8 protein-coding genes are annotated in these 9,765 nt (G+C 76.2%); 4 read left to right on the forward strand and 4 right to left on the reverse strand.

Going from position 1 to position 9,765, the window contains the following annotated elements:
* Positions 1–153: 153 nt before the first annotated feature.
* Both AWH51_RS03250 and AWH51_RS03255 read left to right on the forward strand, forming a co-directional pair.
* Positions 154–1,413, forward strand: coding sequence for a serine/threonine-protein kinase (locus tag AWH51_RS03250; protein WP_063070685.1), 1,260 nt, complete (start codon positions 154–156; stop codon positions 1,411–1,413).
* Positions 1,410–2,105 (forward strand): hypothetical protein, encoded by a 696-nt coding sequence (locus AWH51_RS03255; protein WP_254654457.1) that lies wholly within the window; start codon positions 1,410–1,412, stop codon positions 2,103–2,105. The genes AWH51_RS03250 and AWH51_RS03255 overlap by 4 nt, the downstream gene beginning before the upstream one ends.
* Before the next feature lie 210 nt (positions 2,106–2,315).
* Here AWH51_RS03255 and AWH51_RS03260 read toward each other — a convergent pair whose 3' ends face one another.
* The 3 genes from AWH51_RS03260 to AWH51_RS03270 all read right to left on the reverse strand — a co-directional run bounded on the left by AWH51_RS03260 (position 2,316) and on the right by AWH51_RS03270 (position 5,027).
* Positions 2,316–3,398, reverse strand: a complete 1,083-nt coding sequence (locus AWH51_RS03260) for a 1-deoxy-D-xylulose-5-phosphate reductoisomerase (protein WP_063070686.1) — start codon at positions 3,396–3,398, stop codon at positions 2,316–2,318.
* A gap of 11 nt (positions 3,399–3,409) precedes the next feature.
* Positions 3,410–4,420, reverse strand: a complete 1,011-nt coding sequence (locus AWH51_RS03265; protein WP_254654458.1) for an FKBP-type peptidyl-prolyl cis-trans isomerase — start codon at positions 4,418–4,420, stop codon at positions 3,410–3,412.
* 130 nt (positions 4,421–4,550) lie between these two features.
* Entirely contained in the window at positions 4,551–5,027 is a 477-nt protein-coding gene (locus AWH51_RS03270; protein ID WP_063070688.1) for an OsmC family protein, read from the reverse strand.
* Positions 5,028–5,098: 71 nt separating this feature from the next.
* Here AWH51_RS03270 and gabT point away from each other — a divergent pair, with 71 nt between their 5' ends.
* Both gabT and AWH51_RS03280 read left to right on the forward strand, forming a co-directional pair.
* Positions 5,099–6,514: a 4-aminobutyrate--2-oxoglutarate transaminase gene (gene gabT, locus AWH51_RS03275; RefSeq protein WP_063070689.1), complete on the forward strand. Its 1,416-nt coding sequence runs from the start codon at positions 5,099–5,101 to the stop codon at positions 6,512–6,514.
* Complete coding sequence (locus AWH51_RS03280; RefSeq protein ID WP_063070690.1) at positions 6,514–7,524, forward strand: asparaginase; 1,011 nt, start codon at positions 6,514–6,516, stop codon at positions 7,522–7,524. The genes gabT and AWH51_RS03280 overlap by 1 nt, the downstream gene beginning before the upstream one ends.
* On the opposite strand, the gene AWH51_RS03285 is transcribed toward AWH51_RS03280, so the two are convergent.
* A partial coding sequence (locus AWH51_RS03285; protein WP_254654459.1) for an FtsK/SpoIIIE domain-containing protein occupies positions 7,514–9,765 on the reverse strand: 2,252 nt, incomplete at its 5' end. The genes AWH51_RS03280 and AWH51_RS03285 overlap by 11 nt on opposite strands.

Below are 9,765 nucleotides of genomic sequence, written 5' to 3' on the forward strand. Positions count from 1 at the left end.
ATCCTGGGCGGACGCCCGCCGCGATGCGGATCCGCGGGGTCGCGTCCGACGGACGCCGCGCGGGGCGCTCCCCCACAGCCCGGGTCGGCGCGGCAGGCTCTCTCACGGGAGCCCCCGGCTAGTCTGGGGGCCCGCGCGACGAGAGGTGGCCCCATGCCCGGAGAACGGACCGACGGCCTCGCCGGAGCCCTGCTCGGCGGCCGCTACCGCATCAGCGGCCTGCTCGGCCGCGGCGGCATGGCCACCGTGCACCGAGCCGTCGACGAGACGCTCGGCCGCGAGGTCGCCGTCAAGGTCTTCGCCACCGACTCCGCCGACCCGAACGAGGTCGAGCGGCAGGAGGGCGAGGTGCGGATGCTCGCGGGCCTCAGCCACCCCGGCCTCGTGACGCTCTTCGACGTGGGCGACGACGTGGTCGGCGACCGCGCCCTCGCGTTCATCGTGATGGAGATCGTCGACGGCACCACGCTCGCCGACCGCATGAAGGAGGGTCCGCTGCCCGGCCCCGAGGTCGCGCGCATCGGCGGGATCCTCGCGGACGCCCTGGGCTACATCCACCGCCGCGGGGTCGTGCACCGGGACGTGAAGCCCGCCAACGTGCTGCTCGCCCGACCCGAGGCCCCCGACGAGCCGGCCGCCGCGAAGCTCACCGACTTCGGCATCGCGCGCCTCGTGGACGGCACGCGCCTCACCTCCACCGGGTCCATCGTCGGCACCGTCAGCTACCTGAGCCCCGAGCAGGCGCTCGGCCAGGAGGTGGGTGCCGCGACGGACGTCTACGCGCTCGGCCTGGTGCTCCTCGAGTGCCTCACCGGCCGCCGCACCTTCCCGGGGACGGCCGCCGAGTCGACCATGGCGCGCGTCGTGCGCGACCCGGAGATCCCCGCGCGGCTCGGGCCGTCGTGGGTCGACCTCATCGGCCGCATGACCCGGCGCGATCCGGCCACCCGGCCCACCGCGCGCGAGGTCGCGGCGGAGCTGCGGACCGGACGGGCGCCCGCGTCCGCCGTGGACGACCCGACCGCGACGTCGACGCGGGTGATGCCCGGCGCCGCGGCCGCCGCGGCCGGCCTCGGTGCCGGCGCGACGCAGGCGGGCGCCGATGCGCGCACGGAGCGGTTCGGGGCGTCCGCGGATGCGGACGCGCGCACCGAGCGGTTCGCTCCCCCGCCCGCCGACCGCGTCGACCCGACCGGGACCGGCCTCCGGGCAGCCGACCGCGACCCCGCGAAGCGCCGCGGCACACGGGCCCTCAGCATCGCGGTCGTCTCGGTGCTCATCGCGGCGGCCGCCGTGGTCGGCGTGGTCACCATCACGTCGTTCCAGGACCGCGACACCTCGTACCCGTCCGTCCCCGGACCCCTCGGCGCCAGCCTCGAGGAGCTGCAGAAGAGCGTGGAGGACGCCCCGTGATCCGCACATCCGCCCGACCCGAGGGCACCTGCCCCGAGGGCATCCGTCCCGAGGTCACCCGCGCCCCGGCATCCGCCCGCACCCGGCGGCGTCGCGCCGCGGTCGGACTCGCCACCGTGACGACCGCCGTCCTCCTCCTCGCGGGCTGCGCCGGATCGTCGACCCCCGAGGGCCGCGCGCTCGACGACCTCCAGCAGCGCACCCTCGCGGTCACGCAGTCGTCCGCGGACGGCGACTACGCGAAGGCGCTCGCCCAGCTCGAGGAGCTGCGCGCGGCCGTCGAGGCGGACCTCGCGGCCGGGACCGTCGACCAGGCACGGCACGACGAGGTCGTCGCCCGCATCGACGCCGTGCGCGCCCAGCTCGTGGCCGCGCAGGAGGCGGCGAAGTCGACGCCGACGCCGACGCCGTCTTCGAGCCCGTCGCCCTCGCCGTCCGCGACGCCCCCGCTCGCTCCGAGCCCGTCGCCCACGCCCAGCCCGACCGCCACGACCCCGCCCGCGCCGTCGCCCAGCCCCTCGCCGGGCGGCGGGAACGGCGGCGGCAACGGCGGCGGGAACGGTGGATCCGGCAACGGCGGCGGGTCCGGCAACGGCGGGTCCGGCACCGGGTCCGGCACCGGGAACGGCGGCTCGAACACCGGCAGCGGCGGCACTGGCGGCGGCGGCAACGGCGGCTCGAACGACGGCTGAGCCGTAGCGGTCGGCGGGTGAGCCGCGGCGGTCGACGACTCAGCCGCGGAGGCCGACCGCCGACCCACGCAGCCCCGCCCCGCGGCGGCACGTCCCAGGCGCCGCGGCGTCACCAGTGACGGCGGGCATCGGACCTGCGCAGGGCGGACGACGTGCCGTCCGGGGAGGTCAGCGGACGCGGGGCGGCCGGCTCGACGGCGAAGCGCCCGGTCAGACCCCCAGCACGCGGTCGGCCTCGGCGCGCGCCCAGCGCTCGGCCTCGGCGAGCGACTCGCGCGTGAGCGCGTCGGACGCCGGCTCGTGGGCGTCGACGACGCGGCGGATGGTGTCGACGATGTCGAGGAAGCCCGCGCGACCGGCGTGGAACGCGTGGACGGCCTGCTCGTTGGCCGCGTTGTAGACCGCGGGGTACGTGGATCCGGCCCGGCCGACCTCCTTCGCGAGGAGCACGGCGGGGAACGCCTCGTCGTCGAGAGGCTCGAAGGTCCAGGTGGCGGCGCGGGTCCAGTCGATGGGGACGCCCACGTCGGTCATGCGGTGCGGCCAGTTGAGGCCCAGGGCGATGGGGAGCCGCATGTCGGGCGGGGAGGCCTGCGCGAGCGTGGAGCCGTCGATGAACTCGACCATGGAGTGCACGAGCGACTGCGGGTGCACCACCACGTCAATGCGGTCGTAGGGCACGTCGAACAGGAGATGCGCCTCGATGACCTCGAGGCCCTTGTTGACGAGGGTCGAGGAGTTGGTGGTGATGACGAGGCCCATGTCCCAGGTGGGGTGCGCGAGGGCCTCGCGCGGGGTGACATCCGCGAGCTCCGCGCGCGTGCGGCCGCGGAACGGGCCGCCCGACGCGGTGACGACGAGACGCCGCACCTCCTCGGCCGTGCCGCCGCGCAGCGCCTGGGCGATGGCGGAGTGCTCGCTGTCGACGGGGACGAGCTGGCCCGGCCGGGCGATGGACCGCACCAGCTCGCCGCCGACGATGAGCGACTCCTTGTTGGCGAGCGCGAGCGTGCGGCCCTCCTCCAGCGCGGCGAGCGTCGGGCCGAGCCCCACGGATCCGGTGATGCCGTTCAGCACCACGTCGGCGTCGACCGACCGGATGAGCTGCTCGGCCTCGTCCGCTCCGAGCGCCGTGTGCTCGACGCCCGCGACGCGCGCCTGCTCCGCGAGCGCCTCGCGCTTGCTGCCGGCGCCGAGCCCGACCACCTCGAAGAGCTCCGGGTGGCGCGCGACGACCTCGAGGGCCTGCACGCCGATCGAGCCCGTGGATCCGAGGATGATGACGCGGCGCACGACGACGACCCCTACTGGCCCGCGGGGGCGGCCTGCGTGCCGAGGATGTCGACGACGAACACGATGGTGTCGGTGCCGCCGATGTCGTCGCCCTGGCCCTTGTCGCCGTAGCCGTCGGCCGGCGGGATGATCGCGATGACCTGCGAGCCCACCTTCTGGCCGACCAGCGCCTTGGTGAAGCCGGGGATGACGCCGCTCGTCTGGAACGAGACGGGCTTGCCGCCCTTGTCCCAGCTGGAGTCGAAGACCTTCTTGGTGGTCCAGTTGATGCCCGTGTACTGCACCGTGACGTTCGCGCCGTCGGTGACCGTCTCGCCCGTGCCCACCTTCAGGTTCGCGATCTTCGTCTCCGTCGGCGGCGCGGCGTCGGGGATCGTGATGGTGGGGGCGCCGTCGTCGCCGAGCACGACCGTGGGGAAGCCCTCGGGCGCGGGCTGGTCGGCGCCGTCGGCGCGCGTCGGGACCTGGCTCAGGACGTCGACCACGATGACGATCGGGTCGTCGGCGCCGAGGCCCAGCTGCGAGGCCTGCTCGGCGGCGAAGCCGTCGGCGGCCGGGACCACGGCGACGATGCGGGATCCGACCTTGGTGCACTCGACCGCGCGGACCACGCCGGGGACGAGGGCGCTGTCGTCGAGGTTCGCGGGCAGCGGCGCGTCGCCGTTGTACGCGAGCTGCGGGAGCGCGGCTCCCGTCGTGCCGTTGTAGCCGGCGAGCGCGATGTTCGCGGTGGAGCCGGCGCCGACCTCGGCGCCGTCGCCCTGCGTGACGACCGTGCGCTCGGTCGTGTCGACCTTGAGCGGCCCGTCGACCGTGACCTCGGGGGCGGACCCGAAGTCGCCCGACACCTTCACGGACTTCGACGCGTCGCCCGACTGCGTGTCGATGCACGAGGCGCCGGCCGTGCGCGCGCCCGCCGTGGGGCTGGCGGACGGATCGGCCGAGGGCGCGCCGCTGCCGGAGCAGGCGGACAGGGCCAGGACGGCGGCCGCGGCCAGGGTGAGGGGGATGCGTCGCTTCACGGGAGTCGCTTTCATCGGCGCGCCGGACGCGCCAGGTTTGTGGGAGGGACGCGGACAGTCTGCCCGATGCGGCCGGGCGGCGCCTGACAGGGACGACAGGCGAGCACCGGGATCCGACGGGTCAGACGGGTCAGACGGGTGCGACCACCGTGCGCGGCTCGTGATGCACGGGGAAGGCGACGCTCGCCGCGATGAAGCAGCGCTCCGATGCGCCCCGGTGCAGGGAGGTCGCCAGCTCGACCTGGGCGGGGTCCCGCACGGTGACGACGGGCCGCAGCGTGACCTCGACGAAGTGGCCGCCCCCGTCCGCGGTCTGGCGCATCGTGCCCGTGGGCTCGTCCGTGTACCCGACGACGACGACCCCGGCCGCGGTGGCCGCCTGCAGGTAGCTGAGCAGGTGGCACTGCGCGAGCGCGGAGAGGAGGGCGTCCTCGGGGTTCCAGCGGGCGGCGTCGCCGCGGAACGGACGGTCGGCGGATCCCAGGAGGTCGGGCTTGCCGTCGATGCGCACCACGTGGTCGCGGCCGTAGGAGCGGGGGTCGGACGTGCCGGATCCGCGGTCGCCCGTCCACTCGAGGGACAGGGCGTAGCGGTGCTCGAAGTGCATGCGATCACGCTACCGGCCCGGCTGCGGGGCCTCTCGGATCCGGGCTCCCGCGCGGGTAGGCTCGCCGGATCATGACAGACACCCTGGACTCCGCCCTCGTCGGCACTCCTGCCGGCTCCGCCTCCGACTCCCCCGCCGCGACCGCGGCTGCCGCCCGTCCGCAGGTGCCGCAGGAGCGACGCATCGTGACGGAGATCCCGGGACCGCTCTCCCGCGAGCTGCACGAGCGCCGGAAGCGCGTCGTGCCGCCGGGCGTCTCGTCGCTGCTGCCCGTGTACGTCGCGCGTGCGCACGGCGCGATCGTCGAGGACGTGGACGGCAACCGCTTCATCGACCTGGGCGCCGGCATCGGCGTGACCACCGTCGGCCACACGCGCCAGGAGGTCGTGGACGCCGCGACCGCGCAGCTCGGCGACGTGATCCACACCCTCTTCACCGTGACCCCGTACGAGGAGTACGTGCGCGTGGCGGAGCTGCTCGCGGAGCACACGCCCGGCACGCACGAGAAGCGCACCGTGCTCGTGAACTCGGGCGCGGAGGCCGTGGAGAACGGCGTGAAGATCGCCCGCAAGCACACGGGCCGCCGCGCCGTCGCGGTGCTCGACCACGGCTACCACGGCCGCACGAACCTCACGATGGCCATGAACTACAAGGCCGCGCCCTATGGCACGGGCTTCGGGCCCTTCGCCGGCGACGTCTACCACGCGCCGAGCTCGTACCCGTATCACGACGGGCTCTCCGGCGCCGAGGCGGCGGCCCGCACGATCTCGTACCTCGAGAAGCGCATCGGCGCGAGCGACCTCGCGTGCGTCGTGGCCGAGCCCATCCAGGGCGAGGGCGGGTTCATGGTGCCGGCCGACGGCTTCCTCCCCGCGCTGCAGGAGTGGTGCACGGCGAACGGCGTGGTCTTCATCGCCGACGAGATCCAGTCGGGGCTCGCGCGCACCGGCCGCTTCTTCGCGAGCGAGCACCTCGGCCTCGTGCCGGACCTCGTGCTGACGGCCAAGGGCATCGCGGGCGGCCTGCCGCTCGCGGGCGTGACCGGCCGCGCCGAGATCATGGACTCCGCTCTCCCCGGCGGGCTCGGCGGCACGTTCGGCGGCAACCCCGTCGCGGCAGCGGCCGCCGTGGCCGTGTTCGAGGCGATCGAGGCGCACGGTCTGCTCGCCGAGGCGACGCGCATCGGCGAGCACCTGCACCGCGCGCTCACGGCGCTGCAGGCGGAGCACGACATCATCGGCGACGTGCGCGGCATCGGCGCGATGATCGCGATCGAGCTCGTGCAGCCGGGCACCGGATCCACCACCAAGGAGCCGAACGCCGAGGCCGTCGCGGCCATCGCGGCGCACTGCCACGCGCACGGCGTGATCATCCTCACCGCCGGCACGTACGGGAACGTGCTGCGCTTCCTGCCGAGCCTCGCCATCTCCGAGGAGCTTCTCGACGACGCGCTCGGCGTGCTGGCCGACGCGTTCCGGGCGCTCTGATGGGGACGACCGTCGGGACGATCCCCGTGCAGGGCGCCGTGGAGCTCGCGGTGCTCGACCGCAGCGGCTTCGTGGAGTCGCGCCATGTGGGCGCGGCCGTGGTGCTGTCGGGCGAGGGCGAGGTGCTGCGCGAGGTCGGGGACGTGTCGACGCCCGTCTTCCCGCGCTCGAGCATGAAGCCGTTCCAAGCCCTCGCGGTGCTCGCGAGCGGCGCGGAGCTGACCGAGGAGGAGCACGTGCTCGCCACGGCGAGCCACGCGGCGACCGCACGGCACGTGGAGGTGGTGCGCGGGATCCTCGCCAAGGCCGGGCTCGACCAGTCCGCCCTCCGCTGCCCCGCGGACTGGCCGCTCGACCGGGCCGCGCGCGACGAGCTCGTGCGCGCCGGGATCCCCGCCTCCCCCGTCTACATGAACTGCTCCGGCAAGCACGCCGCGATGCTGCTCGCGTGCGCCACCAACGGCTGGTCCACCGACGACTACCTGCACCCGGACCACCCCCTGCAGGTGCGGATCCGCGACGTGGTCGAGCGATTCACGGGCGAGCGCATCGCGACGACGGGGATCGACGGCTGCGGCGCTCCCGTGCACGCGATGTCGCTCACGGCGCTCGCGCGCGGGATCCACCGCATCGCGACCTCCGCCGCGGGCTCCCCGTTCGCGCTGTACCGCCACGCGGCGGCCCTCACGGCGGCCGTCCGCGCGCAGGGCTGGGCCATCGATGGCCCGGGCCGCGCGAACACCGTGGTCATCGAGCAGCTGGGGCTGTTCGCGAAGGGCGGGGCCGAGGGCATCATGATCATGACCGCCCCCGACGGCACGACCGTCGCCTCGAAGACGCTCGACGGCAGCCTGCGGGCGTCGACCATCGTGGCGCTGGAGCTGCTCGCCGAGGCGGGTGCGATCACCCGGGACGACGTGGAGCGCGTGCGCCCCGACCTCGACCTCGTGGTGCTCGGCGGCGGCGTGCCCGTCGGCGCGATCCGGGTCTCGCCGACGCTCATCGGCTGAGCGCCGGGTCGGCGGCAGCGGCAGCGGGCGCGGGCTCGGGCTCCCGCGGCCCGACGGTCTCGGGCGCGCGCAGCCAGGATCGGCGCTCGACGGCGCCGTCCGGCGCGACCCGCCACACCCGCCCCGGGACGGGCGCGAGCGGCGGCGGCACCTGGCGGATGCGCAGGAGCGTGCGGACGTCCCGCGGCGCGCACCCCTCGAGCACGACGCTGCCCGCCCGGCGGATCTCCGCGAGCAGGGCGCCGCGGACGAGCCAGGCGTCGGGATCGCCGACGACGACATGCGGCATGCCGTCGCGATCGCGCGCGCCGGGGGCCACATGACCCGGATCCGGCGACCAGCCGAGCGGCAGGTCGAGCACCTCCACGGCCTCGTGGCCCTCCGCGCGGAGACGCGCCGCCGCCTGGGCGGGAGCCGACGCGACGAGCGCGTGCACCGGACCGTCCTCGAGCACCAGGGGCGGGGCCGGGTCCGCGAGTGCGGGTGCGAGTGTGGGTGCGGGTGCGGGGAGCGCGTGAGCATCCGGGCCGGCTCCCGCCGCCCGGTCCGCGGGCGGCAGCGCCACCTGGATCCGCGCCCCGCGCCACTCCCCCGCGCCCGGCCCGGCGGCCGGGTCGAACAGCGACGGCTCCCCGCCGGCGAGCACGTGCTCCTGGCGCGTCGGCAGCGCCAGGAGCACGGGCGGACCCGCCGCGGCGCCGACGGCCTGCAGCGCGCCGCCCGGCCGCCTCGCCGATGCCGCGAGCGCGACGCCCGCGTGGGGCCCCTCGCGGACCAGCGCGGCGAGCAGCTCGAGGAGGGCCGCCTGATGGTCGGGGTCGAGGCGGGAGACGGCCACGTCGAGGTCGTCGGCGAGCACGACCAGCGGTGCGGGCCGCGGGCCCGGCCTCCGGATGCGGGCCACGACGGCCGTGAGGGCGTCCCAGCAGCCCTCCGGATCGGCGGGCACCCGGCTGACCCGCACGCCCGCGGCGGCCGCGGAGGCGGCGAGCGCCCCCAGGCACGAGCTGCGCCCGGATCCCGGACCGCCGAGCACGAGGAGGTGCCCGTCCGTCGCGGGACGCCAGAGCGCGGCCGCGCGGCGCTGCTCGGCGGGCAGGTCTACGAGCGCGAACGGCAGGGCCACGTCGTGACCGTCGCCGTCCGGGGACGGGCCTGCGGACGGGGACGCGCGGAGGGGCGGGAGACCCGCGAGCCCGGCGAGCGGGACGACGGCGGGGAGCGGGTCCAGCCACGGACGACGGACCGGCCGCCGGGGCACGCGCTCGGATGCGATGCGCGCGAGGTCGTCGGCCGTGGTGACGGCGACCTGTAAGGGGCGCGCGGATCCGCCGTGCGCGCCCAGCAGGCAGCGGCCTGCCGGGGCGGCGGGCAGGTGCGCGGCGTCGGGGGTGCCGAGGAGCGCCCGGCTGTCGGCCTCGTTGTTGACGCGCAGCGACAGCCGGAGGTCGCAGTTGGCGAGGACGGCGTCGCGGACCACGCCGGCCGGCCGCTGCGTGCACAGGACGAGGTGCATGCCGAGCGACCGCCCGCGGGACGCGATGTCGGCGACCACCTCGTGCAGGCCGTCCTGGTCGGCGAGGAGCGCGGCCAGCTCGTCCACGACGATGACGAGCCGGGGGAGGATGCCGGCGGCGCGCGGGTCGTCGAGGTCGCGGGCACCCGCCTCGCGCAGGGTGCGCTCGCGGTGGCGGATCTCCGCCCGGAGGCTCTCGAGGGCGCGGCGCGCGCCGCGGCCGTCGAGGTCGGTGACGAGCCCGACCGCGTGCGGGAGGACGAGGAGCGGATCGAAGGCGGCGCCGCCCTTGAAGTCGACGAGGAGGACCGTGACCTCCTCGGGCGGATGCGCGGCCGCGAGGGCCGCCATCCAGGTGACGAGGAGCTCGCTCTTGCCGCTGCCCGTCGTGCCCGCGACGACGGCGTGCGGCCCGTCCGCCACGAGGTCGACGACGACGGGACCGTCATGCCCCGCGCCGATGGCCGCCGGGAGCCCTCCCGGACGGAGGGTCGATCGCGGATGCCCGCCCGCGGCACCGGCGCTCGTCGCGACCTCGGCGAGCGGGACGCGCGCGGGCAGGGGCGTCCGTGCCGCAGCGAGGCCGCGGCGGCGCGCGAGGGCCGCGAGCTCGTCGGCGAAGCGCGCGGCCTCCGAGAGGGAGACGAGCTCGGGCCGGACGACGCCGGCGCGGGCGGCGGATGCGGCGTGCGGCTCGCCCTCCCCGAGCGCCCCGGGCGCCTCCC

Source organism: Clavibacter tessellarius (assembly GCF_001618005.1).
Classification (GTDB): Bacteria; Actinomycetota; Actinomycetes; order Actinomycetales; family Microbacteriaceae; genus Clavibacter; species Clavibacter tessellarius_A.